General features: G+C 72.5%; 26 protein-coding genes and 1 riboswitch. Of the genes, 8 read left to right on the top strand and 18 right to left on the bottom strand.

What is annotated here, in order from left to right:
- Nucleotides 1–15 precede the first annotated feature (15 nt).
- Nucleotides 16–999 carry a YeiH family protein gene (locus tag GQQ95_RS14070; protein WP_157428298.1) on the top strand — a complete coding sequence of 328 codons (984 nt, stop codon included), beginning with the start codon at nt 16–18 and terminating at the stop codon, nt 997–999.
- A gap of 21 nt (nt 1000–1020) precedes the next feature.
- Here GQQ95_RS14070 and GQQ95_RS14075 read toward each other — a convergent pair whose 3' ends face one another.
- The 6 genes from GQQ95_RS14075 to GQQ95_RS14100 form a co-directional block, all read right to left on the bottom strand.
- Entirely contained in the window at nt 1021–1989 is a 969-nt protein-coding gene (locus GQQ95_RS14075; RefSeq protein ID WP_157428299.1) for an NAD(P)-dependent alcohol dehydrogenase, read from the bottom strand.
- Nucleotides 1986–3047: an NAD(P)-dependent alcohol dehydrogenase gene (locus GQQ95_RS14080; protein WP_157428300.1), complete on the bottom strand. Its 1062-nt coding sequence runs from the start codon at nt 3045–3047 to the stop codon at nt 1986–1988. Before GQQ95_RS14080 ends, GQQ95_RS14075 begins: the two co-directional genes overlap by 4 nt.
- Nucleotides 3048–3081: 34 nt before the next feature.
- The gene (locus GQQ95_RS14085; protein WP_157428301.1) at nt 3082–3300 is read right to left on the bottom strand and encodes a helix-turn-helix transcriptional regulator; all 219 of its coding nucleotides are present in this window, start codon (nt 3298–3300) and stop codon (nt 3082–3084) included.
- Nucleotides 3294–3737, bottom strand: coding sequence for a hypothetical protein (locus GQQ95_RS14090; RefSeq protein WP_212275462.1), 444 nt, complete (start codon nt 3735–3737; stop codon nt 3294–3296). Before GQQ95_RS14090 ends, GQQ95_RS14085 begins: the two co-directional genes overlap by 7 nt.
- Nucleotides 3738–3890: 153 nt before the next feature.
- The gene (locus GQQ95_RS14095) at nt 3891–4220 is read right to left on the bottom strand and encodes a DMT family transporter (protein WP_157428302.1); all 330 of its coding nucleotides are present in this window, start codon (nt 4218–4220) and stop codon (nt 3891–3893) included.
- A gap of 14 nt (nt 4221–4234) precedes the next feature.
- Nucleotides 4235–4301, bottom strand: a riboswitch (guanidine-III (ykkC-III) riboswitch).
- A gap of 24 nt (nt 4302–4325) precedes the next feature.
- Entirely contained in the window at nt 4326–4622 is a 297-nt protein-coding gene (locus GQQ95_RS14100) for an antibiotic biosynthesis monooxygenase family protein (RefSeq protein ID WP_157428303.1), read from the bottom strand.
- A 102-nt stretch (nt 4623–4724) separates the two neighbouring features.
- Between GQQ95_RS14100 and GQQ95_RS14105 the strand changes: the two genes are divergently transcribed.
- From GQQ95_RS14105 to GQQ95_RS14115, 3 genes are all read left to right on the top strand, one after another.
- A complete protein-coding gene (locus tag GQQ95_RS14105; RefSeq protein ID WP_157428304.1) occupies nt 4725–6020 on the top strand; it encodes an O-acetylhomoserine aminocarboxypropyltransferase/cysteine synthase family protein in 1296 nt (431 codons plus the stop codon).
- On the top strand, nt 6017–6643 hold the full coding sequence (locus GQQ95_RS14110; RefSeq protein WP_157428305.1) for a CoA-binding protein: 627 nt from the start codon (nt 6017–6019) through the stop codon (nt 6641–6643). The genes GQQ95_RS14105 and GQQ95_RS14110 overlap by 4 nt, the downstream gene beginning before the upstream one ends.
- Before the next feature lie 75 nt (nt 6644–6718).
- Nucleotides 6719–7081 (top strand): cupin domain-containing protein, encoded by a 363-nt coding sequence (locus GQQ95_RS14115; protein ID WP_157428306.1) that lies wholly within the window; start codon nt 6719–6721, stop codon nt 7079–7081.
- Nucleotides 7082–7156: 75 nt separating this feature from the next.
- On the opposite strand, the gene GQQ95_RS14120 is transcribed toward GQQ95_RS14115, so the two are convergent.
- Genes GQQ95_RS14120 through GQQ95_RS14130 form a run of 3 tightly spaced genes read right to left on the bottom strand, consistent with a single transcriptional unit; the run spans nt 7157 to nt 9133 of the window.
- Nucleotides 7157–7936: an alpha/beta hydrolase gene (locus GQQ95_RS14120; RefSeq protein ID WP_157428307.1), complete on the bottom strand. Its 780-nt coding sequence runs from the start codon at nt 7934–7936 to the stop codon at nt 7157–7159.
- A 43-nt stretch (nt 7937–7979) separates the two neighbouring features.
- On the bottom strand, nt 7980–8492 hold the full coding sequence (locus tag GQQ95_RS14125; protein ID WP_157428308.1) for a DUF3060 domain-containing protein: 513 nt from the start codon (nt 8490–8492) through the stop codon (nt 7980–7982).
- 53 nt (nt 8493–8545) lie between these two features.
- Nucleotides 8546–9133: a GNAT family N-acetyltransferase gene (locus GQQ95_RS14130; protein WP_157428309.1), complete on the bottom strand. Its 588-nt coding sequence runs from the start codon at nt 9131–9133 to the stop codon at nt 8546–8548.
- 119 nt (nt 9134–9252) lie between these two features.
- Here GQQ95_RS14130 and GQQ95_RS14135 point away from each other — a divergent pair, with 119 nt between their 5' ends.
- Nucleotides 9253–10638 carry an L-serine ammonia-lyase gene (locus GQQ95_RS14135; RefSeq protein WP_157428310.1) on the top strand — a complete coding sequence of 462 codons (1386 nt, stop codon included), beginning with the start codon at nt 9253–9255 and terminating at the stop codon, nt 10636–10638.
- Between the two features lie 72 nt (nt 10639–10710).
- Here the strand turns inward: GQQ95_RS14135 and GQQ95_RS14140 are convergent, their stop codons facing one another.
- From GQQ95_RS14140 to GQQ95_RS14155, 4 genes are all read right to left on the bottom strand, one after another.
- Nucleotides 10711–11241, bottom strand: coding sequence for a rhodanese-like domain-containing protein (locus GQQ95_RS14140; RefSeq protein ID WP_157428311.1), 531 nt, complete (start codon nt 11239–11241; stop codon nt 10711–10713).
- 94 nt (nt 11242–11335) lie between these two features.
- Complete coding sequence (locus GQQ95_RS14145; RefSeq protein WP_157428312.1) at nt 11336–12613, bottom strand: M18 family aminopeptidase; 1278 nt, start codon at nt 12611–12613, stop codon at nt 11336–11338.
- Between the two features lie 52 nt (nt 12614–12665).
- Nucleotides 12666–13598, bottom strand: a complete 933-nt coding sequence (locus GQQ95_RS14150) for a J domain-containing protein (protein ID WP_157428313.1) — start codon at nt 13596–13598, stop codon at nt 12666–12668.
- Nucleotides 13599–13752: 154 nt separating this feature from the next.
- Nucleotides 13753–15762, bottom strand: coding sequence for a hypothetical protein (locus GQQ95_RS14155; RefSeq protein ID WP_157428314.1), 2010 nt, complete (start codon nt 15760–15762; stop codon nt 13753–13755).
- Between the two features lie 277 nt (nt 15763–16039).
- Between GQQ95_RS14155 and GQQ95_RS14160 the strand changes: the two genes are divergently transcribed.
- A complete protein-coding gene (locus GQQ95_RS14160) occupies nt 16040–16465 on the top strand; it encodes a DUF1761 domain-containing protein (RefSeq protein WP_157428315.1) in 426 nt (141 codons plus the stop codon).
- Between the two features lie 4 nt (nt 16466–16469).
- Here the strand turns inward: GQQ95_RS14160 and GQQ95_RS14165 are convergent, their stop codons facing one another.
- The gene (locus GQQ95_RS14165; protein WP_157428316.1) at nt 16470–18095 is read right to left on the bottom strand and encodes a DUF7059 domain-containing protein; all 1626 of its coding nucleotides are present in this window, start codon (nt 18093–18095) and stop codon (nt 16470–16472) included.
- Nucleotides 18096–18260: 165 nt separating this feature from the next.
- On the opposite strand from GQQ95_RS14165, the gene GQQ95_RS14170 reads away from it, so the two are divergent.
- Nucleotides 18261–18593 (top strand): hypothetical protein, encoded by a 333-nt coding sequence (locus GQQ95_RS14170; RefSeq protein ID WP_157428317.1) that lies wholly within the window; start codon nt 18261–18263, stop codon nt 18591–18593.
- Here GQQ95_RS14170 and pnuC read toward each other — a convergent pair.
- From pnuC to GQQ95_RS14190, 4 genes are all read right to left on the bottom strand, one after another.
- Nucleotides 18544–19254 carry a nicotinamide riboside transporter PnuC gene (gene pnuC, locus GQQ95_RS14175; protein ID WP_157428318.1) on the bottom strand — a complete coding sequence of 237 codons (711 nt, stop codon included), beginning with the start codon at nt 19252–19254 and terminating at the stop codon, nt 18544–18546. The genes GQQ95_RS14170 and pnuC overlap by 50 nt on opposite strands.
- Nucleotides 19251–19715, bottom strand: coding sequence for a DUF3054 domain-containing protein (locus GQQ95_RS14180; RefSeq protein WP_157428319.1), 465 nt, complete (start codon nt 19713–19715; stop codon nt 19251–19253). The genes pnuC and GQQ95_RS14180 overlap by 4 nt, the downstream gene beginning before the upstream one ends.
- Nucleotides 19716–19745: 30 nt before the next feature.
- Nucleotides 19746–21746, bottom strand: coding sequence for a thioredoxin domain-containing protein (locus GQQ95_RS14185; protein WP_157428320.1), 2001 nt, complete (start codon nt 21744–21746; stop codon nt 19746–19748).
- Between the two features lie 66 nt (nt 21747–21812).
- Complete coding sequence (locus GQQ95_RS14190) at nt 21813–22649, bottom strand: aldo/keto reductase (protein WP_157428321.1); 837 nt, start codon at nt 22647–22649, stop codon at nt 21813–21815.
- A 108-nt stretch (nt 22650–22757) separates the two neighbouring features.
- Here GQQ95_RS14190 and hrpA point away from each other — a divergent pair.
- Nucleotides 22758–25938 (top strand): ATP-dependent RNA helicase HrpA (gene hrpA / locus GQQ95_RS14195; RefSeq protein WP_157428322.1); only part of this gene is annotated, 3181 nt, incomplete at its 3' end.

Genomic DNA, 25938 nt, shown 5'->3' on the forward strand with positions numbered 1-25938 from the left:
ATCGGCTACCGTGACATGGTGCGGGAGCGGATGCCGGGACTCGCGGTCGCGGCCTCGGCGGCCGCCATCGCGTGGCTCGTGCACCTCGCACTGCCGGCCCTCCCACTGCTCACCGCGGCCGTCGCGATCGGCATCATCGCCGGGCAGGTGCCGCCGGTGCAGCGCCGGCTCGACGGCGTGCTCGCCCCCGGGCTCCGGGTCGCCTCCCGCACCCTGCTCCGAGTGGGGATCGTGCTGCTCGGCCTGAAGCTGAGCCTCGTCGACATCGCCGGGCTCGGGTGGGTGACGATCGCGACGACCGTCGCCGTCGTGGTGCTCACCTTCGTCGGCACGATCGGCCTGGGTCGCGCGCTGGGCCTGCCCGGTCACCAGCCGCTCCTCGTCGCGAGCGGCTTCGCGATCTGCGGCGCCTCGGCGATCGGCGCGATGGGCTCGACCGTGCGGGCACGCGACGAGGACCAGGCCGTGCCGGTCGCGCTCGTGACCCTCTGCGGCACCCTCGCGATCGCGGTGCTGCCCGCGCTGTGGCATCCGCTCGGCCTGGACGCGGTCGGATTCGGCCACTGGGTCGGCGCGGGCGTGCACGACGTCGGACAGGTCGTCGCGACCGCGCAGCTCGCGGGCCCGGCCGCCCTCGCGGTCGCCGTGGTCGTGAAGCTCACGCGCGTGCTCATGCTGGCTCCGCTCGTGGCGGTCACGGCCGCCGTGGAGCGGCGTCGGCACGTCCCGACGGACGGCAGCCGGCCACCGGTCGTCCCGCTCTTCATCGCCGGGTTCGTCGCCGCCGTGCTGCTCGCCACCTTCGTCCCGCTGCCCGAGGCGGTCCTCTCGGCCGCCGACACCCTGCAGACGGCGGTGCTCGCGATGGCGCTCTTCGCGCTCGGTGCCTCGATCCGGTTCGCCGACCTGGCGGCCACCGGCTGGCGCGCCGTCGTCGTGGGCCTCACGTCGTGGGTGCTCGTCGCGACGCTCGCCTATGGCGCGGTGCTGCTCGGCTGAACCGCACGCGGTCCGTGCGCGTCAGGCCACGGCGAGCACGAGCTTGCCGCGCACGTCCCCGGCCTCGAATCGCCGCACGGCCTCGGCCGCCCGCTCGAGCGGGAACACGGCGTCGACCACCGGGCGCAGGTCGCCGGCGTCGATGCGACGGGCGAGCTCGGTGAGGTCCTCGCCGCTGCGCTTCGCGGCGAGCGGCCGGAGCCGCTGGGGAACGAAGGGCGAGACGACGGATGCCACGGCGAGGCGCCCCAACGGACCGGTGACCGTGCCGCCGCGGCCCGACGAGAGCACGAGCATGCCGTCGCGCACGAGCGAGCGGCGCACGCGGCCGAGCGGATGGTCGGCGACGAGGTCGAACACCACGTCGAACGCGCCGGCCCTCGCGGTGAAGTCCTCGCGCGTGTGGTCGATGACCTCGTGCGCTCCGAGCGCGCGCACGTGCTCTGCCTTCGTCCCGCGGCACACCCCCGTGACCTCGGCGCCCATCGCCACCCCGAGCTGCACCACGAAGCCCCCGACGCCGCCCGACGCGCCGTTCACGAGCAGGCGCTGACCCGGCCGCAGGCCTGCCAGGCGGAGTCCCTGCAGCGCGGTGGTGCCGGACACCGGCACGGCGGCCGCATGCACCGCATCGACCGAGGCGGGCCGAAGCGCGACGAAGCGCTCGGGAACCGTCGCGTACTCGGCCCATCCGGCCTGGTCGGACTCGGCGAAGACCCGGTCGCCGACGGCGAACCGCGTGACGCCCGCCCCGACGGCGGCGACCTCGCCGGCGACATCCCGGCCGATCACGGGCTGCCGCGGCGCAGCGAGGCCGAACGCCAGCCGGATCATGCGCGGCTCACCGTGCATGATGAGCACGTCGCCGGCGCTCACCGCCGCGGCCTCGACCCGGATGAGCACCTCGCCGGCCGCGGGCCGGGGCGCCTCGATCTCCGCGAGTTCGAGGACCTGGGGCCCGCCGTAGCGGCGCATCGTGATCGCCCTCATGCGTCGGCCCGCCCGCCGGCACGGTCGGAGCCGCCGGATGCGCCGGCCCGTGCTCGCGTCGGCTGCGGGATCGGCACCAGCGGATGCACCGCGAGCACGACCGCTCCGACCTTCCGGCCGGTGCCGGCGCGCCGGTGTGCGGCCGCGACGTCGGCGAACGCGTCGACCCGGTCGACCACGGGCGCGAAGGCACCCTCGGCCACGAGCTGCTGGAGCAGCGCGAGGTCGGCGCGCTTGGCCGCGTCGGGACGCAGTCCCGTGAACGTGATCACCGCACGACGCCGGCCCAGCAGGCGCGTGATGGGCGACAGCAGGAGCACGCCGGCGGTCGGGACCGTCGTGGCGTAGACGCCCCGCTTCGCGAGCGTGCGGCGGCACCGGCCGAACGAGGCGCGCCCGACGGCGTCGAAGACGAGCTCGTAGGCGTCGCGCTCGTCGGTGAACGCCTCTGACGTGTAGTCGATGACCCGGTCGGCGCCGAGCGAGCGCACGAGCGCGACGTTCGGACCGCTGGTGACCGCCGTGACCCGCGCACCCATCCACCGCGCGAGCTGCACCGCAGCCGATCCGACGGCTCCGGACGCCCCGTTGACGAGCACCCGGTCACCCGGCTTCACGCGCCCGAGGTCACGGAGGAATGGCAGCGCGGTCAGGAACCCGTCGAGCATCGCGACGGCCTCGATGTCGTCGACGCCGTCGGGGATGCGCTGGAGGGCGCCGTCCTCGGCGACGATCACGTACTCGGCGTGGGTGCCGCCGTCGACCCCGGTCACCCCGTGCACGCGATCACCGACCGCGAACGCCGTCACGCCGCCGCCGACGGCGTGGACCACGCCCGCGAAGTCCGAGCCGAGCACGGGCCGCCGTGGGCGTCGGAGGCCCGTCACGAGCCGCGCGAACCAGGGCGAACCGGCCCGGAAGGCGACATCCGACGCTCCGACCGTCGTGGTGCGCACCTGCACCCGGATCGCGCCCGGGCCGGGCGTCGGCGTCGCGAACTCCTCGAGGTGCACGACCTCGGGCGGGCCGTACCGGCGAGCTGCTGCTGCGAGCATCATGATCACTCCTCTGACTGCACCGGCGACCGTGCGGTCACTCGGCGGGGTACTGGAACACGTCGTCGAGCGGGACGCCGAAGACGCGGGCGAGCTGGAACGCCAGCTCGAGCGAGGGCGAGTACCGACCCTGTTCGATCGCGATGACCGTCTGGCGGGTGACGCCCAGGCGGGCCGCGAGCTCGGCCTGGGTCATCTCGCCGTTCGCGAAGCGCAGGGCGCGGATCGAGTTGGTCACCCTGGTCGGCTTCACCACGACTGGAACCCGCCCACGCGGTAGGCGGCCAGCCTGGTCATGCTGGAGAGCACGGCCGAGATGACGAAGCAGAGGTAGATCGTGTTCGCGATCCAGAACCAGTCGACCTCGAGCCAGGCGAGCACCATGGCCCCGAGCGCGCCGATGATCACGAACGAGTTGCCCACCCGCTCCCCCGTGCGCTCGATCTCGCGGTCGCGCTGGTCGGCCGAGCGCTGCTCGCTCGGCACGACGATCTCGATGAGGATGCGCGAGAAGATGCCCGCGACGATCGCGCCGCCGATGGTCCACAGCATCGGTCCGACGTAGTCGACCTCGCCGAGCGGCATCGCCCAGAGCTGCGGCAGCACGAGCCACAGGTAGACGCCGTAGCCGATCACGGCGATGGCCAGGAACGACCAGACGCCTTTCTCCTCGTACGACATGACCGCCTCCATGTGTCAATGATTCTTTACATGGCGAACGTAAACGATTCTCGACTTCATGTCAATGATTGTTTACACACTCGGATGCGGGCGCCGCAAGCCCGCGGACGGGTTCGCCGCAGTGCGCGCGGGGCTGCGCCGCGCCATCCGCCCGCCAGCGACGGGCTAGTGCCCGGCGCCGCCGTCGACGAACTTCAGGCCGACCACACAGCCGACGAGCCCGACCAGCAGCGCGATGCGCACCCACGAGACATCCGTCTCGCCCGTGACCATGGCCCACACGACCGTGAGCGCCGCACCGATGCCCACCCAGACGGCGTAGGCCGTGCCGGTCGGGATGTCGCGCATCGCGAAGGCGAGGCCGCCCATCGAGGCGACGAGGGCGACGCCGAAGACGACCGACGGCCAGAGCTTCGTGAAGCCCTCCGAGCGACCGAGCGCGGTGGCCCAGACGGCTTCGAGCACGCCCGAGACGATGAGGACGATCCATGACATGACAGCTCACTCCCTGAGCCAGTCTTGTCGCGTTCCGGGTACTGGGTGCCCTCGTCCGGAGTCGCCGCTCGGGCGATCTCCCCCGACGCTATCGAGGCCCGCTGATCAGGCGCTGTGCACGGGGGCGAAGTGCTCGACGACGGGGAACGGCTCGTAGAAGCCGTGCAGCAGCTCGCGCCACCGTCCGTACTCCGGCGACCCCCGGAACCCCTGCTCATGCGCCTCGACGCTCTCCCAGTGCACGAGCAGGAGGTACTCGTTCGGGGTCTCGATCGAGCGCGAGAGGCGCAGGTCCACGAAGCCGGGCATCGACGCGATGATCGCCTTCGCCTCGGCGAACGCCGCCTCGAACGCCGCCTCTCGGCCGGGGACGACGGGGAGCAGCGCGTGTTCGAGGATCATCCGCCAACGCTAGCGCGCCGGGCCGCGGCATCCGCCCGATCGCATTGCACTGCATTACGCCCGTTGGCCGCCGTGCCCGGGCGGCACGGCTAGCGTGGCTGCATGGCAGACCGCGAATACGGCTTCAAGACCCGCGCCATCCACGCGGGCAACATCCCCGACCAGGTGACGGGCGCCCGCGCCCTGCCGATCTACCAGTCGAGTGCGTTCGTCTTCGACGACACGGCGGATGCCGCGGCGCGATTCGCCCTGCAGAAGTACGGCAACATCTACTCGCGCCTCGCCAACCCGACGGTCGCGAGCTTCGAGGAGCGCGTGGCCAGCCTCGAGGGCGGACTCGGCGCCGTCGCCACCGCCTCGGGACTCAGCGCGCAGTACATCACGTTCGCGAGCCTCGCCGGCAGCGGCGACCACATCGTCGCGTCCGCGAACCTCTACGGCGGCTCCATCACCCAGCTGGATGTCACGCTCCGGCGCTTCGGCATCGAGACGACGTTCGTGCGCTCCTCCGACCCCGCCGACTACGCGGCGGTCATCCAGGACAACACCAAGGCGCTCTTCGTCGAGACCATCGCGAACCCGTCGGGCGAGATCGCCGACCTCGAGGGCCTCGCCGACGTCGCGCACGCCCACGGCATCCCGTTCATCGTCGACTCGACGCTCGCGACCCCGTACCTCAACCGCCCGATCGAGTGGGGCGCCGACATCGTCACCCACTCGGCGACGAAGTTCCTCGGCGGCCACGGCACGACGCTCGGCGGCGTGGTCGTCGAGTCCGGCCGGTTCCACTGGCACTCCGAGAAGTTCCCGCTGTTCGGCCAGCCGGTGCCGAGCTACGGCGGCCTCGAGTGGTCGGGCAACTTCGGCGAGTACGCCTTCCTCACGCGCCTGCGCGCCGAGCAGCTCCGCGACATCGGGCCGTCGCTGGCACCGCACTCGGCCTTCCTGCTCGCTCAGGGCGTCGAGACGCTGCCGTATCGCATCCAGGCGCACATCGACAACGCTCGCGCCGTGGCCGAGTGGCTCGACTCCGACGCCCGCATCGAGAACGTGTGGTGGGCGGGCCTGGCGAACCACCCGCACCACGACCGCGCGCAGAAGTACCTGCCCAAGGGCCCCGGCTCGGTCTTCAGTTTCGAGGTGAAGGGCGGCCGCGCGGTCGGCCAGACCCTCATCGAGTCCGTCAACCTCGCCAGCCACCTGGCGAACGTCGGCGACGCGAAGACCCTCATCATCCACCCGGCCTCGACCACCCACGCGCAGCTCACCGAGCAGCAGCTCGTGGATGCGGGCGTGCTTCCCGGCGTCGTGCGCATTAGCGTGGGCATCGAAGACGTCGAGGACATCATCGACGACCTCGACCAGGCCCTCCGGGCCGCGACTGGAGCAGCACGATGAGCACTGCGACCGACACCACCACGACGGATGCCGCGGCGAACGCCGCGGCCGACGGCGACGCCTCGACCGAGACCGTCCGCCTCGTCAACGGCCTCTCCTGCGACCTGCCCGCGAGCTCGCCGCTCGCGAAGCTGCTGAAGTCGCAGCGCACCTGGGTCGGACCCGACGCCAAGCAGCGCCTGGCGATCCTCCGCGCCGCGAAGTCGGTCGCGATCGTCGGCGCCTCGCCCAAGCCGCAGCGTTCGAGCTACTTCGTCGGCACGTACCTGCAGCAGTCCAGCGACTACCGCCTGTACTTCGTGAACCCCATGGAGACCGAGATCCTCGGTCAACCCGCGTACGCGAAGCTCGCCGACCTGCCCGAGGTGCCCGACATCGTCGTGGTGTTCCGCCGCGGCAGCGACATCCCGAGCGTCATCGACGACGTCGTCGCCGTCGGCGCGAAGACGATCTGGGTGCAGCTCGGCATCTGGAACCAGGAGGCCGCGTACGCCGGCGAGGAGCAGGGCCTCACCGTCGTCATGGACCGCTGCATCAAGGTCGAGCACGCGCGCTTCCACGGCGGCCTGCACCTGCTCGGCTTCGACACCGGTCAGATCACCGCGCGCAAGACGCTCCGCTAGCACGGCCGGCACGATGGCGCCCATCGCCAGAGGGTCAGTCCCTCGACGGCTCGAGATCTGCGCCATCATGTCCTCATGACGAGCGACGTGCAGAATGTGACCCGGGCCTTCGACGCGATCGCGGAGCCCTGGCAGCCGCACCGACTGGCGAGCATCAACGACTACGACGTGAAGGTCGTCAAGCTGCTCGGCGAGTTCGTCTGGCACAGCCACCCCGACACCGACGAGCTGTTCATGGTGCGCACGGGCAACCTCGTCATCCAGTTGCGCGACCGGGATGTCCACCTCGGCCCAGACGACGTGTTCGTCGTCCCCGCAGGAGTCGAACACTGCCCCCGCGCCGACGAGGAGGTCACCGCGCTGCTCTTCGAGCCCCGAGGGACCGTCAACACGGGGGACGCCGGAGGCGAACGCACCCAGGCCCTCCGCGAGCTCTAGGTCCCGCTGAACGGCCGGCTCTCGCGACGAATCCGGCCGCCGTCCGATCGCCGGGATCTGGTCGGGTGCCGCTGCCTACTCCCCCGACGAACCCCAGAAGTCGACGAGTGCGCTCGTGATCTCATCGCGCACCTCGTCGTCGGGCATGGTCGCGACGCCGTCGCCCGGCTGCACGCCGTAGTTGCCGAAGCTCGCGTGGTTCGCACCGGGGATCTCGACGAAGACGGCGTCCTCGGGCAGGAGATGCGCCGCGTCCTCGATCTTCGCGGGCGTGCTCAGGCCGTCGTGTCCGCCCGAGATGCTCAGCGCCTCGAGGCCGGAATCGCTGACGTCGTTCGCGCAGTACGAGCCGAAGAAGACGAGGCCCGCGACATCCTCCTCGGTCGCCATCATGCAGGCGCGCACGCCGCCGAGCGAATGACCGCCGACGTACCACTCGGTGGCGTCGGGCGCGTGCCGGGTGAACGTGTCGAGCGGCCGCTGGTCGAAGAACGCGAGGTTCAGCGTGGGCTTGGTGATGACGACGGTCGTGCCGGTCTCGACGACGGCGCCGGCCAGCTTGGCCATGTAGGCGTAGGGGTCGACCTTGGCGCCCGGGATGAAGACGAGCCCTCGGTCGGATGCCCCGTCGAGCGGCGTCATGACGATCGAGTCGTCGAACGACTCGATGCCGACGCCGGTGTTGCGCCACGCGTCGAGCGCGGCCGGGCGCTCGCCCTGGTAGACGGTCTTGGCCCACACGAGGAAGCCCACGACGATCAGGGCGAGCACGGCGAGGACGGCCACCACCACGACGACCGCACGCCGGCGGCCCTTCGAGGAGCGAGCGGGCCGGGGCACGGCGGTTTCGGTCATCCCACCAGTCTCGCAGAGCAGTACGGCGGACCCGACCGGCGGGTCAGCTCCGCTCGACGGTGTTGCCGTTGCCGGTGACGCGCACGGGCTGCGGGTCGTTGTCGGCCTCGACGCTGTTGTCGTCGCCAGAGATCTCGACCGAGCCCACGTTGCGTGCGTCGAGGTCGTTGCCGTTGCCCTGCACGTCGATCGACGCGATCGTGCGCGCCTCGACGTCGTTCTCGTCACCGGCGATCTCGACGGCCCCCAGGTCGCCGGATGACTCGACGTCGTTGTCACGGCCCTCGATGCGCAGCGACGTGCTCGACGCCATGCGCACGTCGAGGTCGTTGCCACGGACGATGACCTCGGCGCAGTCGCCGGTGACGTCGTACTCGACGCGCTCCCCGTCGAGCGTGATGGACGCCGACTCGGCGCAGGTCACCTGCTCGCGCCCCCCGCGGTTCGCCGCTCCCCCGTCGCCGCGGTCGCGGTCGTCGGGATCCGCCTGGATGACGCATCCGGCGAGCAGCATGACGGCCGCCACTCCCACCACTACCCCTGCGCGTGCCCTCATGTCGTACCCCCTCCTCCAGCCTAGACATCGCGCGCGAATGGCGCAGGTGAGCGTCAGGCCGGGGCGGATGCCGCGGCGTCGCGCCCGTACGCCATCATCAGGAAGCTCGACCCGTCGGGCCTGGTGAACGTGTACTCGCGTTCGGGCAGGCGCTCGAAGCCGAGCCGCTCGTAGAGGCGGTGCGCACCGACCATGTCCGGCCCGGTGTTGAGCACGACCCGCCGGGCACCGCGCGCGCGGGCGAGGCCCAGAACGTGCTCGACGAGCACCTCGCCGATGCCGCGCCTCCTGGCCTCCGCGGCGACGGCGAGCAGCCGGAAGTCGAGCTCGCCCTCATGGGCGACCGCCGACATGACCCGGCCCTCGCGCGGCGTCGACACGGTCCCGAGGAGCGCGCCCGACGCGGCGTCGACCGCGACCCAGACCTCGTGCTGGCGCACGCGGTCGGCGACGGCACCGATGTCCGAGCGGTAGGTGTCGCTCAATCGGTACGAGGCCGCGTACGCGCCGACCGCGAGGGCGGACACGGCGTCGACCTCGTCGGGCCGCACGAGGCGGATGAGGACGCCGTCGCGCTCTCGGTCGGCGGATGCCGTGGTCGCGGGGGTGGACGTTACGGAGGGGCTGGTCGTCTCGCTCATGGACCTTCCAGCCTACGACCGCGAACCGGCGCGAAGTCCGTGTGCGGCGAACCGCCACCGCGCAAGATCGTGCAGCACCACGCCGGATCCGTGCAGGGGCTTCGACGTACGCTGGATTCGTGACAGCGTTCGTCTCAGCCCTCGACCTGTTCTCGATCGGCATCGGGCCATCGAGTTCGCACACGGTCGGCCCCATGCGGGCCGCGCGGGCATTCGCCGAGCGGCTGGCCGACGGGGGCCGGCTCGAGCAGGTCGACCGCATCTCCGTCACCCTCTACGGATCCCTCGGCGCGACCGGGCTCGGCCACGGCACGCCCGACGCGGTCGTCGCCGGTCTTCGCGGCCTCCGGCCCGACACGTGCGATCCCGATGAGGTCAGGGGGCGTTGGGCGGCACTCGGCGACGGCGCCGAGGTGGCGCTCGCCGGGCGGCATCCGATCGTCGTGGCGCAGGACGACGTGCAGTTCGCGCCCCGCACCCGCCTGCCCGGCCACCCGAACGCCCTCACCCTGCAGGCCTGGCACGGCGATGACGCGATGCCGCTCGCCGAGGAGACGTTCTACTCGGTCGGCGGCGGGTTCATCCGCCGCGACGGCGATGCCCCGCACGAGTCCGAGGTCGTGCGGTATCCGCTCGACTACTCGACCGCGGCGGAACTGCTCGAGCTCTGCGGTCGGCACGGCCTCTCGTTCTGCGACGTCGTGCGCTCGAACGAGGTGGCACTGCACGGCGACGCCGGCATCGACGAGGGCCTCGACACGATCTGGGCCGCGATGGCCGACTGCGTCGCCCATGGGCTCACGACCGAGGGCACGCTCCCCGGCGGGCTCGGGGTCAAGCGGCGGGCGCCCGACGTCCGGCGCCGCCTCGAGCAGTACGAGCGGGAGGAGACCGGTCACTCCGGAGCTCGCGACACCTCGACGGAGTGGCTGCACGCGTACGCGCTCGCCGTCAACGAGGAGAACGCCTCTGGCGGTCGCGTGGTCACGGCCCCGACGAACGGCGCCGCCGGCATCATCCCCTCGGTGGGCCACTACTACCTGCGCTTCGTGCCGGGCGCGGATGCCGCCGGCATCCGCCGCTACCTGCTCACGGCCGCCGCGATCGCGTCGCTCGTGAAGCGCAACGCCTCGATCTCGGGTGCCGAGGGCGGATGCCAGGCCGAGGTCGGCTCGGCGTGCGCGATGGCGGCCGGCGCGCTGTGCGCCGTGCTCGGCGGTACCCCGCAACAGGTCGAGAACGCCGCGGAGATCGCCATCGAGCACCACCTCGGCCTCACCTGCGACCCCGTCGGCGGACTCGTGCAGGTGCCCTGCATCGAGCGCAACGCCATCGCCTCGTCGACGGCCGTTTCGGCCGCGCGCCTCGCCCTGCACGGCGACGGCACCCACCTCGTCACGCTCGACGCCGCCATCGAGACCATGCGTCAGACGGGGGTCGACATGAAGGACAAGTACAAGGAGACGAGCCTCGGCGGCCTCGCCGTCAACGTCGTCGAGTGCTGAGCACCGCCCGGGTCGGCAGGCTCGGCAGGCTCGGCAGGCTCGGCAGGCTCGGCAGGCGAACGCTCGGCGGGCTCAGCAGGCGCAGGTGATGCCGTGGTCGATCGGGGCGACGGATGCCGCATGCCCCGCGGGCTCGCCCACGAGGCCGCCGGGCGCGACGTTCGTGAGCCCGTCGGGCCGGCGCTGCGCAAGCCCGTCGGTCGTGTCGAAGGCGAACCCCTCGCGGACCCAGTACTCGAAGCCGCCGATCATCTCCTTCACGGGGTGGCCGAGGGTCGCGAACTCGAGCGCGGCGCGCGTCGCCCCGTTGCATCCGGGCCCCCAGCAGTAGACGACCACCGGCGTGCCCGACGGGACGAGGTCCCCGGCTCGCGCGGCGATGTCGCGGCGGGGCAGGTGCACGGCTCCCGGGACGTGCCCCTGCTGCCAGGCGGCGTCGTTGCGCGTGTCGATGAGCACGAACGGCTCGCCGTCGGCGAGGGCGGCCTGCACGTCGGAGACGTCGGCCTCGAAGCCGAGCCGTCCACGGAAGTGCGCGATCGCGTCGACCGGTGCGGCGACGTGGTCGAAGAGGGAGGATGCGGTGGCCGTTTCTTGCGTCATGCCTCGATGCTGCCATCGAGGGCGCGTGCGGCAGTCATGAAATCCTGACGGCGACCCGCGACATCCGGCCAAGCCTCGAACGTGGCGCCCTGGATCAGGCGGGTGCGAAGAAGGCCGTCGCCGCCGACGCGAGCGCCGCGAGGTCGTCGACGTGCGCGAGCTCGCGCGCCGAGTGCATCGAGAGCAGCGGCGGTCCGACGTCGACCGTTCGGATGCCGAGGCGCGTCGCGCTCAGCGGCCCGATGGTCGAGCCGCACGGGATGGCGTTGTTCGACACGAAGGGCTGGAACCCGACGCCCGCCTGCTCGCAGGTTCGGGCCCAGAGGGCCGACCCGTGCGCGTCGGAGGCGTACTTCTGGTTCGCGTTCAGCTTCAGCAGCGGACCGCCGCCGAGCTGCGGCCGGTTGGCCGGGTCGTGGCGCTCGGGGTAGTTCGGGTGCACGGCGTGCCCGGCATCGGAGGAGACCAGCCACGACGCGGCGAACGCGCGGCTGCGATCGACCTCGTCGGCACCGAGTCCCGCCCCGATGCGCGCGAGCACGTCGACGAGGAACGGGCCGCTCGCCCCCGAGCGCGACTCCGAGCCGAGCTCCTCGTGATCGAAGGCCGCGAGCACGCTCACGTGCCCGGCAGCGGCGTCGTCGGCCGCGGCGAGCAGGGCCACGAGTCCGGCGTGCACGGAGGTCAGGTTGTCCTGGCGTCCGGCGGCGAAGAAGACGTCGTCGAGCCCGAAGCGCGCGGGTGCCGCCGTGTCGGCCACGAGCACGTCGTGCCCGGCGATCGAGTCCACCGGCACTCCGGCGAGGTCGGCCAGGTGCGCGAGCACGTCGCGGGCGGCGCCAGAGCCCCAGATCGGCTGCACGTGCCGCTGACGGTCGAGCGTGAGGCCCTTGTTGACGTCGCGGTCGAGGTGGATCGCGAGCTGCGGGATGCGCAGCAGGGGGCCGGAGCGCACGAGGTGCACGGCGCCGTCGACGGTGACGAGGCGACCGGCGAGCTCGAGTTCACGGTCGAGCCAGGAGTTCAGCAGCGGGCCGCCGTAGACCTCGACGCCCGCCTGCAGCACGCCCTCCGAGCTCGTCGAGGGGCCCGGCTTCAGCTTGAACGACGGCGAGTCGGTGTGCGCGCCGATGATCCGGAACGGGCTCGTCGCGGTGACGGCCTCGGGCTGCACCCACGCGATGACCGCGCCGTCGCGCACGACGACGCGTCGACCCGGACCGGCCGGCCAGGCGTCGGCCTCGTCGAGCCGCTCGAATCCGGCCGCCACGAGCCGGTCGGCCACCGTCGAGGCCGCGTGGTACGACGACGGCGAGGCACGGATGAACGAGGCGAGGTCTTCGACATGGGCGTCACGATCAACGAGGGGCATGGGTCAATCCAACACCGTCGGGTGCCGCGGACGCGAACCGGCGGATGTCGGCTCAGGCGAAGCGCACGGTCTGCTGGAGGCGCGTGCGGACCTCCATGACCTCGGAACCCCCGAGCTGCGCCGACCCGGGGATGCCCTCGAACACGGCGCTCGCGAGTCGCGATGCGCGAACGAGGGCGATGACCGCCCCGCGCGTCGAGCCGCCGACCTGGAGCGGCTCGTCGGCGAACTCGTCGGGCACGACGACGACGAGTGCGGTCGGCTTGACCCGGGCGGCGCGTCCGATGGACTTCGCCCGTGCCGCGAGCGCTCGGATGGGCCGCTCGCCGGCGAGCGCCTCCCCGATGAGCTCACCGCGCCGGAAGCGCACCGGCCCGCCCCAGTCCTCGGACTGGATGGCGAACAGGCCCGTCGGGCCGAGCACGAGGTGGTCGAGCTTGGGCGGGAGGCCGGGCCCGGCGGCATCCGTCGCGAGGTCGTGCCAGACGGTGAAGGCGATGCCGAGCGTCGACAGCGAGCGGGCCGTCGCCTCCTCGGCGAGCGCGTCGGCGAGGAGATGACGGATCTCCCGCGGCGCGCGCCGTACGAGCGCCGGGTCGTAGGGGTCGGGGATCTCGTCGCCGTAGCCGACCCACTCGCGGATGCCGTCGAGGTAGCGCTGCCGGGTGAGCCCGCCGGGGTGCCCGTACGAGCGGGCGAGCGGGCGCGAGTCCCGTCGTGGGCGCGGCGGTGCCGGCGCCCAGGTCTCATGCGCGGGCTCGGGGGATGCGCTGCGACCGCGGCGGTCGAACTCCGCCCTCGCCTCCGGCGTTCCGACCTGCACCCATGCGCGCTGCACGGCGTCGAACTGCGCGGTCGAGCCGCCCGTGTCGGGGTGCGCGCGACGCAGGGCGCGGCGGTACCCCTGGCGGAGTTCGTCGAGGTTCGCGTCGGCACGGACGCCGAGGACCTCGTACGGTGAGGCGGAGAGCGGACTGTCGGGCATGGGCTCGCTTTCGGTGTGCGCAGACGAGACTACCGCCGCCTCGCTGCGCTGCGGCCGTGTGCGACGTACGACACGGAGCGGGGCTCCGGCCACGGGACGGAAGGCCGGCTCCCGAGTGGGGAGCCGGCCCTTCATCGCACCTGGGCCGGATGGATCAGCCGACGGCCGCGGTCGCCGCCGAGGTCTTCGCGATCGTCGGGTAGCCGCTCAGCGCACCGGTGACCTTGACGGTGATGGTCTTGCCCTTCTGGGTCGACGTGAGCTTGAACGTCGACGCCGTCGCCCCGGTGATCGCCACCCCCGACGCGGACCACTGGTACGTGAACGCCGTGCCCGTCGTCCACGTGCCGGTCTTCGCGGTGAGCGTCGAGCCGACGACCGCCGTGCCCGAGATCGTGGGCGTCCCGGCCGTCGCGACCTTCGCCGTCGCAGCCGAGGTCTTCGTCACCGTCGGGTAGCCCGACAGCACGCCCTTGACCGCGACCGTGATCGTCTTGCCCGCCTGCGCGCTCGTGGGCTTGAACGTCGACGCCATCGCCCCGGTGATCGCCACCCCCGACGCGGACCACTGGTACGTGAACGCCGTACCCGTCGTCCACGTGCCGGTCTTCGCGGTGAGGGTCGAGCCCACCGCGACCGTGCCCGAGATCGTCGGCGTCCCGGCCGTCACGACCTTCGCCGTCGCAGCCGACGGCTTGACCGCGCGCGTGTTCCCGCCGACCTTCCCGGTGACGGTGACGGTGACGGTCTTGCCCGCCTGGGCGCTCGTGAGCTTGAACGTCGAGGCCGTCGCGCCGGTGATCGGGACGCCGGAGGCGGACCACTGGTGGGAGAACGTCGTGCCGGTCGTCCAGGTGCCGGTCTTGGCCGTGAGCGTCGAGCCGACCGCGGCGGTGCCGGAGATCGTCGGGGTCGCCGCCGTGTAGCCGTCGGCCTGCGAGGGTCCGATGCCCGTGCTCCGTGCCTGCGCCGGCTCGTATCCGGGCAGGGTCCCCGTCACGAGGACGGAGAGGAGCCGGCCCTGCTGCGCCGAGGTCAGCGTGAAGGTCCGGCCTGTCGCCCCGGCGATGTTCCCGCTCCCGGTGGACCACTGGTAGGTGAACGTGGTGCCCGCGGGCCAGACTCCGGGAACCGCCGTCAGCGTCGCCCCGGTCACCGTCGTTCCCGTGATGGTCGGCACGCCGGCCGTCATCCAGCCCTTGGCGACGGTGCCGACGCCGATCGTGTCCGAAGCCGGGAGGAAGCCGGTCTTGGCCCCGGTGACGCGCACGCTGAGCTGCGCGCCGACCCGGTCGGCGGTCGGGGTGTACGTCGACGCGGTCGCGCCCGTGATCGCCGCACCGTTCGCGAGCCACTGGTACGACACGGTGTCGGGCTGCGTCTGCCAGGTCGCGGTCGCCTGCAGGACCGATCCGACCTGACGCTGGCCGCTGACGCTGACCGTGGGCATCCACAACGCCGCCGACACGTCGACGTCGTACCCGGCGAGCGCCTGTCCGGCGCCGAGCTCGATGCGCGTCGCCGACACGAGATCGGGCTTCAGCTTCCAGTACTGGTCCCGGTAGGTCCCCGTGTTGAACTGGAGCGTGTACGTGCCCGCACGGAGCCCGGCCAGCGTGTACGCGCCGTTGGCTTCGACGCGCAGGTACCCCGTCTGGACCCATTGGCCCGTCCCGTCGAGCCGCCATGGCAGCACGGTGGCGCCACCGGCCGGGACGCCCGACAGCGAACCGGTGATGGTGGACTCCTTCACGAGGGTCGCGTCGATGCCCGTCACCTGCTGTCCGGCCGCGACGGCCACCGTCTTGGCGGACGCGAAGTCGATGGCCCCGCCATACCAGCCCGGGAGCGCCGAGGGCGCGTTCCAGGCACGGAACTCCACCTTGTAGGTGCCGGCGGCGAGTCCGCTGACCACGTAGTCGCCCTCGGGCGTGATGGAGCCGCCGATCGAGCTGTTGTCGACGGACGCCTCGTACACCCCCACCGAGATGCCGGCCGTGGCCGGGTCGATACCGGCGGGCAGGGTCACATGGCCCGAGATGCTCGCGGTGCCGGTGGCGGCGTGCGCAGGCTGGGCGGAGAGCCCGATCGTTGCGAGGACGAGCGCGACGACCGCGCCGAGGACGGCCCCGGCTCGCGGCCTGAGGGTGAGTGGAGCGGTCAAGCGATGCCTCCCAGCATGCGAGCGGTGCCCGCCCGGCACAGGCACGAGACGGAGCGATCCTCACGGCCGGGGTGACGTCATTGTCACACGAACCGGGGGGCGTTCTCCGGTTCCCATCGGCGGAGATGACCTCCGGCGTCGAACCACCGCGTCGGCGGACGGCCGTGACGGTCCCAGGCCGGCGGCACGGAGCGGAAGGGCGCGCGCCTCCGCGGGCTGAGCTTTGCTCACCGATAGACTCCGGCCGAGCGGCCGCGCCGCAGGGGGAAGGTGATCGATGTCGATCGAGGTCAACTACTGGGCCGTCGCGCTGGCCACGATCTCCACGATGATCGTGGGGTCGATCTGGTACACGCCGAACGTGTTCGGCAACTACTGGTTGCGGGTCGCGAAGGTCGACATGGAGGACCGCAGCGCGGTCGGGCCGATCCTCACGACGCTCATCGTGAGCTTCATCTCGGCCTGGGTGCTCGCGATCGCAGTGCAGGTGACCTGGCTCGCGTTCGGCGGCAACTACCTCGTCGTGGCGCTGACCGTCGCGGTCGTCGCCTGGGCCGGGTTCACCGCCGCACGGTTCATCACGCACGACGCGTTCGAGGGCCGGCCGTCGGGGCTCACGATCCTGAACATCGGGCACGAGCTCGTGACCTTCATCGTCATGGCGCTCATCATCGGGGCCTGGCCGCCCGCCGGCACCGTCTGACGGGCTACTCCGTCGGGGCGTCCGCGAACCGCAGGATGCCGTCGTCGAGGAGCGTGCGCACCGCGGGCAGGAGCTCCGCGGCGAGCGCGACGGCGTCGACCTCGAGCAGGTGCGCGATCGCGGCGATGATCTGGCCGACCTCGAGGTCGCCGTCGCAGGCGCCGACCAGCGCGGCGAGGCCCGTGTCCAGCGTGATGGCGCGCCCGAAGCCACCGCCCTGGCGCAGCACCATGGCGGTCGGGTTCTCGTCGCCGGGCCAGTGGTGGCGCTCCTCGGTGACGTCGGGAGCGACCGCGAGCCGGCTGCCCGCGAGATCGGCGTCGTCGAGGCCGGCGGCGCGGTCGTGCGCCTCGAGGCACTCCCCGAGATGCGTGCCGAGCGTGGCCCCGTCGGAACCGAGCGGGCCGTGCAGGCGTTCCAGCCGGGCCAGGCGAGCGGATGCCGCGGGCGGCGCGCCCGCGGCATCCGACGCCTCCTCATGACGGCGCAGCAGCACGTACCCGAACCCCACCTCGCGCACCCCGCGCTCGGCGAAGTCGTCGAGCCACGCATCGTAGAGGCGGTCGAAGTCCTCGCCCGGACGCGTGCCGCCGTCGCGGATCCACGTCTCGGAGTACTCCGTGACATGCTGCACCTCGCGCTCGACGATCCAGTGCTCGAGGCCGCTGCGGCCGACCCAGTCGGCGACCCGGTCGAACGCGTCGCCGCGCCCGCGGTACTCCCAGTTTCCGAGGAGCTGCGCGATGCCGCCGGGCTCGAGGTGCTCCCCGACCCCGGTGACGACGGCCTCGACGATACCGTCGCCGACCATGCCGCCGTCGCGGTACTCGTACTCGGGCACGCCCTCGCGCCGCGGGGTGATGACGAACGGCGGGTTGCTGACGACCCGGTCGAAGCGTTCGCCCGCGACGGGTTCGAAGAGGCTCCCGAGCCGGAACTCGACGCCCTCGATGCCGTTCAGCTCGACGTTCATCGCCGCGATCGCGAGTGCCCGCGCCGAGATGTCGGTGGCCACGACACGCTCGGCGAAGCGCGACGCGTGCATGGCCTGGATGCCGCATCCGGTGCCGAGGTCGAGCACGCTCGTCGCGGCATCCGGGATCATGAGGCCCGAGAGCGTCATCGAGGCGCCGCCGACGCCGAGTACGTGCTGCTCGCCGAGCGGGTGCCCGAGGGCGAGCTCGCCGAGGTCGGAGGCGATCCACCACTCCCCTGCCCCGAACGCGTCGACGAAGGCGTACGGGCGCAGGTCGAGGAGCGGGCGGATGCCGCCGTCGCCCTCCTCGCCGACGAGTCCGAGTTCGGCCGCTCCCTGGACGCCGAGCCCGGGGAGCGCACGGGCGAGCTCCTCGCGCCCGACCGGCAGGCCGAGCACGAAGAGCTCCGCCAGCGCGGCGAGCTCGGCCGACGGCGCATGCTCCGCGCGGCGCGCGTCGAGCACGCGGCGGGCGGGCACCCGCTGGCCGCGGTGCAGGGCCGCGGCCGCCTCGGCGCCCCAGAGCGAGTCGAGCGAGGCGACGGTGAATCGCGCTGCGCGGAGGTCGGCGGCGAGCAGTGCGAGCAGGTCGCCGCGGCGCTCGGGACCGGCCGTGCCGATGGTGTCGTGGCCGGGGTCCCGATGCGCGCTCATCCGTCCATTCAAGCGCACCGTCCGGTCTGCGCCGATGACCCGGTGCCCGACCGGGATCGTCACCGGCGCGTCATCCGGCGTCCATCTGGGGTCACCCGGCGTAACCCGCGCGACACACGAGGGTCGTAGCGTTGGCTAGCATCGAGACAGCGAGGGGAGGTCGCCATGACACACGCGACGATGCTGGAGAACCTGCGGCAGGACGCCCGCGACGAGCTGTCGGCGCTCATCGAGCTGCGATGCCGCCTCGGCGAGGACCCGTGGGTCTTCCTGCCCGACCTTCCGTCGGTCGACGAGCAGGTTGTGGCCACGCTCCGCGAGGAGCGCATGCACTCCGAGCGGTGGAGCCTTCCGCGGGCCCGCGCCTACCATCCGGCCGCGCGAGCCGGCGACGTCGAGAAGTTCGAGTTCGACCTGCTCCGCGAGATCGCGCTCGAGCTGCCAGAGCTCAGCGCCGCGGTGTGGAAGATCCTGGATCGGGTGCCGTCGAGCTGGTAGCCGCGAGCGCGGCGGCCCTGCGCTGCACGAGCATCCACGTGAAGAAGCCCACGATCGTGAACGCGCCGTAGAACACGTACATGAACGCCGAGGCGTAGTAGCCGGCGCTGATGAGCAGCGGCACGCCCACGAGGTCGACCGCGACCCAGATGAGCCAGAATTCCGTCCAGCCCTTCGCCATGCCGTAGGTGGCCAGGAGCGACCCGACGAAGATCCACGCATCGGCCCAGACCGGCTCGAACGAGCCGAGCGCGCGGAAGATGGGCGTGAGCAGCAGGGTCCCGCCGACCATGCCGACGCCGAGGAGCACCCTGGCCTTCCAGCCGGCCCACCGTGGTTCGACCGCCGGGGCGTCGACCCCGCCTGCGCGCTGGTGCTGCGACCACCGCACCCAACCGTAGATCGAGACGATGATGAACATGACCTGCCGGCCCGCCTGGCCGAGCAGGTTGACCGGGTTCGGGGTGTCGAACACGGCACCGAGGAAGACCGTGAACAGCAGGGCGTTGCCGACGATGCCGACCGGCCACGCCCAGATCTTGCGGCGTAGTCCGCCGAGCGCGCTCGCGAGGCCGAACAGGTTGCCGACGATCTCCCGCCAGAGCACCACCTGGTCGCCGATGACGAGCTGCGCGTCGAAGAGCCACTCGATGGGGTTCACGCGCCGACCCCCGCAGAGGGCGACGCGGATGATGAAGCGGATGCCGCGCGCCGCCGCCGCGCGCGGAGCACGAGCTGTGCGATCGCCCGCCAGCCGACGAGCAGCAGGCCGAGCGTGAGCGTCGCGACGACGATGAACGCGAGCGCGGTGCCCTGACCGGTCAGCGCGCGGAGGAGCATGCCGAGCACGACCGAGGAAGCCCACACGATGACGCCGGTCGGCCACACCGCGAACGGTGCGCGCCAGGCGCGGATCGCGAGCCACCCGATCGCGGCGCCCACGAGGAACGGCCAGGCCGTGCCCCAGAGCCCCGCCGGGTCGAGCGCCTCGGCATGGCTGCTGCGACCGGTGAGGGCGAACCCGACGACGAGCACGGCGTCGACGACCGCGGCGATGGCGACCCGGCCGGCGGGGACCGCGTGCTGCTCGACGGAGGAGGCTGAGGGTGAGGGCGACGTCACGCCCTCATCGTACGGTCAGATCGGGCCGGCTCAGCGGCCGTCCGGGGCGGCCAGCGCCGCGAGGTCGGCCGCCGCCCGCACCGGCAGCGCGCAGACGAACGACTCGCAGCGGTACGCCGCGGCCTCGCCGTCGACGGAGGCGCGACCCTCGAAGAGCTCGAACCCGGCAACGGCGAAGGCGCGGGCCTGGGCGTCGGTCACGATCGCGGTGATGGATGCCGCGTGCCGCCTCGAGGCGTCGACGAGTTCCACCGTCGGGTCGAACGCGGGCCGGAACGCCTCGCCGAGCACGGGGTCGGATACGACGGCCGGCTCGACCTCCGCATCGGCCTCCGGTTCGGGGCTCGACACCACGGGCGCCGCGGCCGCGGCATCCGGGACCACCGTGACGAGCTGGACGAGCGGGGACCCGAGCCTCGCCATCATGGCGAGCGCACCGCCGAAGGCGATCGGGCGCTGCACCGCGATGCCCGCGACCTGGCGCATCGCCGCGCGCGCGGCGTCGAGGAAGCGATCGCCCGCGCCGAGCACGGCGAGCCGCCAGGCGGCGTCGGCGCAGGAGGTGAGCCCCGACGGCGTGGCCCCCTCGGCGGGGTCGTCGGGCATCGCGAGCCCGCGGGCCGCGAGCACCGGGTCGGGGCCGGCTGGCGGCGCGAAGACCGCCTCATCGTCGAGCGCGCCGTCGATCAGGTCTCGGGCGATGGCCGCGTACGACGCCTCGCCGGTCGCGAGGGCGAGGTCGACGAGCCCGGCCGAGAGCATGCCGAGGTCCTCGAGCGTGGCCACGGCGTCGGACACGTCGGCGCCGAGCGAGGCGCGCACGAGCGAGCCGTCCTCCCGCAGGTGCAGGCCCAGGACGTGGTGCGCCGCACGGGCCGCGGCGGCGAGCAAACGCTCGCCCTCGACCCCGCCCTCGACGGCGCCGTACCGCGCGAGCGCGCCGATCGCGAGCCCGTTCCACCCCGCGAGCACCTTGTCGTCGAGCGCGGGCGGCGGCTGCGACATCCGCTGCTCTCGGGAGAGGGCGTAGTAGCCGCCCTCGGTGCGCACGCCGTCGACGTCGCTCTCGGAGTCCTGCGCACTCGCGAACCCGCCCAACGGCAGCTGCATGACCTCCTGCAGGAACGCGCTCACGCCGGCCGCGAGCTCCTCGAGCTCGGCCACCGCGTCGGCGCGTTCCCCCGACGGGTCGTTCGGCTCCGCGAGGAGGTCGGCGAGCACCCGCAGCAGCAGGGCGTTGTCGGTGAGCATGCGCTCGTAGTGCGGCTCGCTCCAGTCCTCGCGCGTGGCGTAGCGGAAGAACCCGCCCTCGACCGGGTCGCGGAGCGGCGACCGCCCCATCGCGAGCATCGTGCGCTCGGCGAGCGCACGACCCTCGGCGCCCGATGCCACGAGGAAGTCGAGCACGGGCGCCACCGGGAACTTCGGGGCGCCCCCGAACCCGCCGTGCACGGGATCCTCCTCCGCGGCGAGCGACTGCACCGAGGCGGCGAGGGTCGCGGCGTCGGGAAGCTCCCCGGAGGTCGAGGCGACGGATGCCGCGGCGAGCGCCTCCGCCACCGCACCGGCCGTCTGGTCGAGCTCGTCCCGACGCTCGCGCCAGGCATCCGCCACCGCCGCCAGCACGTCGACGAACGCCGGCATGCCCTGCACCGCTCGCGGCGGGAAGTAGGTGCCGGCGTAGAACGCACGACCCTCGGGCGTCGCGAACGCCGTGAGGGGCCAGCCGAGCTGCTTCGTGAACGCGGATGCCGCGGCGAGGTAGCTCGCGTCGACGTCGGGATGCTCCTCGCGGTCGACCTTGATCGCCACGAAGTGCTCGTTCAGGTAGGCGGCGACCGCCGGATCGCTGAAGCTCTCGCGCGCCATCACGTGGCACCAGTGGCAGGTCGCGTAGCCGATCGAGACGAGGACGGGCACGTCGCGCTCGCGTGCCGCCTCGAACGCCGCCTCACCCCAGGGGTACCAGTCGACGGGGTTTCCGGCGTGCGAGCGCAGGTACGGGCTGAGCGCGTCGGCGAGGCGGTTCACCGCGCCCACCGCCCGCCCGCGCCGCGGGACGTGCTCCGAAGGACGTCGCGCATCGGGGGCATCCGCTCAGTTGAACTCGTCGGGGTGCGCGCTCACGCGGCCCTCGCGTTCGAGCCCGGTGATCGCCGCGACCTCGTCCTCGCTCAGCTCGAAGCCGAGGACGTCGAAGTTCTCGGCCATGCGCTCCCGCGAGTTCGACTTCGGGAACAGGATGTGCCCGCGCTGCAGGTGCCAGCGGATCACGACCTGCGCCGGCGTCACGTCGTGCGCAGCCGCCGCGGACGTCACCTCCGGCAGGTCGAAGAGGGGGTACTTGCCCTGGCCGAGCGGGCCCCATGCCTCGATCGCGATGCCGTGCTCCTCGGCGAAGGACGCCGTGGCCGGCTGCTGGTGGTACGGGTGCAGCTCGATCTGGTCGACCGCCGGCACGATCTCGGTCTCGGCGATGAGCCGCTCGAGGTGGTGCGAGAGGAAGTTGGAGACGCCGATCGAGCGCAGTCCGTCGGTCTGCTGGAGCTGCTCGAACGCCTTCCAGGTCTCGACGTAGCGATCGCGGGCCGGGGTCGGCCAGTGGATGAGATAGAGGTCGACGTACTCGAGGCCGAGGCGCTCGCGGCTGGCCTCGAACGCGGTGCGCACCGACTCGGTGCCCTGGTCGTCGTTCCAGAGCTTCGTCGTGATGAAGAGCTCCTCGCGCGGGATGCCGGAGGCCGCGATCGCGCGCCCGACTCCCTCTTCGTTGCCGTAGATGCGCGCCGTGTCGAGGTGCCGGTAGCCGACCTCGAGCGCATCGCTGACGATGCGCTCGGTCTCGCCGGGGTCGACCTTGAACACACCGAACCCGAGCTGCGGGATCGAGAAGCCGTCGTTGAGCTGGACACGGGGAACGAGCTGATCGGTCATGGCTCCATCCCATCACGGCGGCCGCGGCATCCGACAGGGGTTGCGCCGAGCGCGAAGGCGGGGCAACTCGACCGGTGCCCTCCCGGCCCGCCGTACGATGGAGGGCTGATGACCTCGACCTCGCAGATCCCCGTGATCACGTACCCGCCCGAACTGCCCGTCTCGGGGCAGCGGGAGGAGATCGCGCGCGCGCTGCGCGAGAACCAGGTCGTCATCGTCGCCGGGGCGACGGGATCGGGCAAGACCACCCAGCTGCCGAAGATCTGCCTCGAGCTGGGCCGCGAGTCGATCGCGCACACCCAGCCGCGCCGCATCGCCGCCCGCACCATCGCCGAGCGCATCAGCGAGGAGCTCGGCGTCGAGCTCGGCGGCCTCGTCGGCTACCAGGTGCGCTTCACCGACCAGGTGAGCGAGTCCACGCGCATCAAGGTGATGACCGACGGCATCCTGCTGAACGAGATCCACCGCGACCGGGATCTCCGCACGTACGACACGATCATCATCGACGAGGCGCACGAGCGCAGCCTGAACATCGACTTCCTGCTCGGCTACCTCAAGCGCCTGCTCCCCCGTCGCCCCGACCTCAAGGTCATCATCACGAGCGCGACCATCGACCCCGAGAGCTTCGCGAGGCACTTCGCGAGCACCACGGATGCCTCGGGCGCGCCGCTGCCCGAGCCGGAGCCGGCCCCCGTCATCGAGGTGTCGGGCCGCACGTACCCCGTCGAGGTGCGGTACCGGCCGCTCGTGGCCGAGACCGGTGCGGGTGCCGGCGGCGACGAGAGCGATGACGAGGGCGCGGCCGCCGACGACAAGGACGTGCAGCGCGGCATCCTCGACGCCCTCGACGAGCTCGACCGCGAGTCGTCCGGCGACGTGCTCGTCTTCCTCTCTGGCGAGGGCGAGATCCGCGACGCCGAGGCGGCGGTGCGTGCGCACTACGCGACCGCCCGCGGCGGCCGTGCCGGCGAGACCGAGGTGCTCCCGCTCTACGGCCGGCTCTCCTCGGCCGACCAGCACCGGGTGTTCGAGCCCTCGAAGGTCGCCGGGCTCCGCCGACGCGTCGTGCTCGCCACGAACGTCGCCGAGACGAGCCTGACCGTGCCCGGCATCCGCTACGTCGTCGACGCCGGCACCGCGCGCATCAGCCGGTACTCCGTGCGCTCGAAGGTGCAGCGCCTGCCGATCGAGGCGATCTCGCAGGCTTCCGCGAACCAGCGCTCCGGCCGCTCGGGCCGAACGAGCGACGGCATCGCGATCCGCCTCTACTCGGAGGAGGACTTCGGGCGCCGCCCCGAGTACACCGACCCCGAGATCCTCCGCACCAACCTCGCCGCCGTCATCCTGCAGATGGCCTCGCTCGGCCTCGGGCCGATCGAGGAGTTCCCGTTCCTGACCCCGCCCGACAGCCGCGGCATCCGCGACGGCCTCGACCTCCTGCGCGAGCTCGGCGCCATCGACGACGACCGCGGCGATCGGGCCGGGCGCGACGAGCGCGACCGGCGCGACGGGCGAGCGGATGCCGCGGCCGCGCGGGGCCCGCAGCTCACGCGCATCGGGCGCCAGCTCTCGCGCCTGCCCATCGAGCCGCGCTTCGCGCGCATGGTGATCGAGTCCAAGGCGCAGGGGGTCTCGCGGGAGGTGCTCGCGATCGTCGCGGGCCTCACCGTCCAGGACCCGCGCGAGCGTCCTCTCGAGCGGCGCGAGGTGGCCGACGGCTTCCACGCCCGCTTCGTCGACCCGACGAGCGACTTCCTCAGCCTGCTGAACCTCTGGAACCACCTCGAGGCCAAGCAGCGCGAGCTCTCGGGCAGCGCGTTCCGGCGCATGTGCAAGGCCGAGTACCTCAACTACCTCCGCGTGCGCGAGTGGCAGGACCTCGTGCGCCAACTCGTGCGGCTGGCCAAGCCGCTGGGCCTGCACGTCGCCAAGGAGGCCGGCGAGCCGAACGGCGACGGCATCCACCGTGCGCTGCTCGCGGGCCTGCTCTCCCAGATCGGCCTGCGCGACGACAGCAAGACCTCCACGGGCCGCGGCGGCGCCGGCTCGGCACGCGAGTCCGAGCGCAGGGGACGTCGCCAGCAGGCCGAGTTCATCGGGGCGCGCAACGCGCGATTCGTGGTCTTCCCGGGCTCGGCGCTCTCCAAGAAGCCACCCGCCGCGATCATGAGCGCGGAGCTCGTCGAGACGAGCCGCCTCTTCGCGCGCACCAACGCCGCCATCGACCCGGCCTGGGCCGAGCAGCTCGCCGGCCCGCTCGCCAAGCGCTCCTTCAGCGAACCCCGCTGGGAGCGCCGCCAGGGTTCGGCGGTGGCCGACGAGAAGGTGACGCTCTTCGGCGTGCCCATCGTGGCCAAGCGTCGCATCCTGCTCGGCCGGGTCGATCCCGCGCTCGCCCGCGAGCTCTTCATCCGCCACGCGCTCGTCGAGGAGGACTGGGACGCAGACCGGCTCGACCGCCGCGTGTTCGGCTTCGTTCGGGCCAACGCGGCGCTCCGCCGCGAGCTCGGCGAGGTGGAGGAGCGCACGCGCCGCCGCGACCTGCTCGTCGGCGACGAGACCGTGGTGCGCTTCTACGAGGCGCGGATCCCGGCGGATGTCGCCGACACCCGATCGTTCGAGCGCTGGTGGCGAGGAGAGCACCGCCGACGCCCCGACCTGCTGACGATGACGCGCGCCGACCTGCTCGGCGAGGAGGCCGTCGCCGAGACGGGCGACGAGTTCCCCGATCGCTGGGTGCAGGGCGACCAGACGCTCTCCCTCTCGTATCGCTTCGAGCCGGGCACCGCCGACGACGGCGTGACCGTCGTCGTGCCCATCGTGCTGCTGCCGCGCATCACCGCGAGCGGGTTCGACTGGCAGGTGCCCGGCCTCCGGGACGAGCTCATCACCGCGATGCTGCGGACGCTCCCGAAGGTCATCCGCCGCCAGGTCGTGCCCGCCGCCGAATGGGCCGCGAAGATCGCCGCCGAGCTGCCCGAGGGTCCCGAACGCGGCGAGGAGCGCGAACCGTTCGCGACCGCGCTCGCGCGCATCATCCGCTCGCTCACCTTCGCCCCCGTCGACCCGGGCGACTTCGACCTCGAGCGCGTCCCGCCCCACCTTCGCGTGACCTATCGAGCCGTCGACGAGCGCGGCCGCACGCTCGGCACGTCGAAGGACCTCCCCCAGTTGCAGCAGTCGCTCGCGGCCCGCACGCGGGAGGCCGTCGCCAAGGCCGTCACCGGCACCTCGGATGCCGCGGGCCGGCGCCGCGGCGACCGCGGCGCCGCGGCACCCGGCGCGCCCG

The sequence above is a fragment of the Agromyces salentinus genome (assembly GCF_009749395.1).
Taxonomy (GTDB): Bacteria; Actinomycetota; Actinomycetes; order Actinomycetales; family Microbacteriaceae; genus Agromyces; species Agromyces salentinus.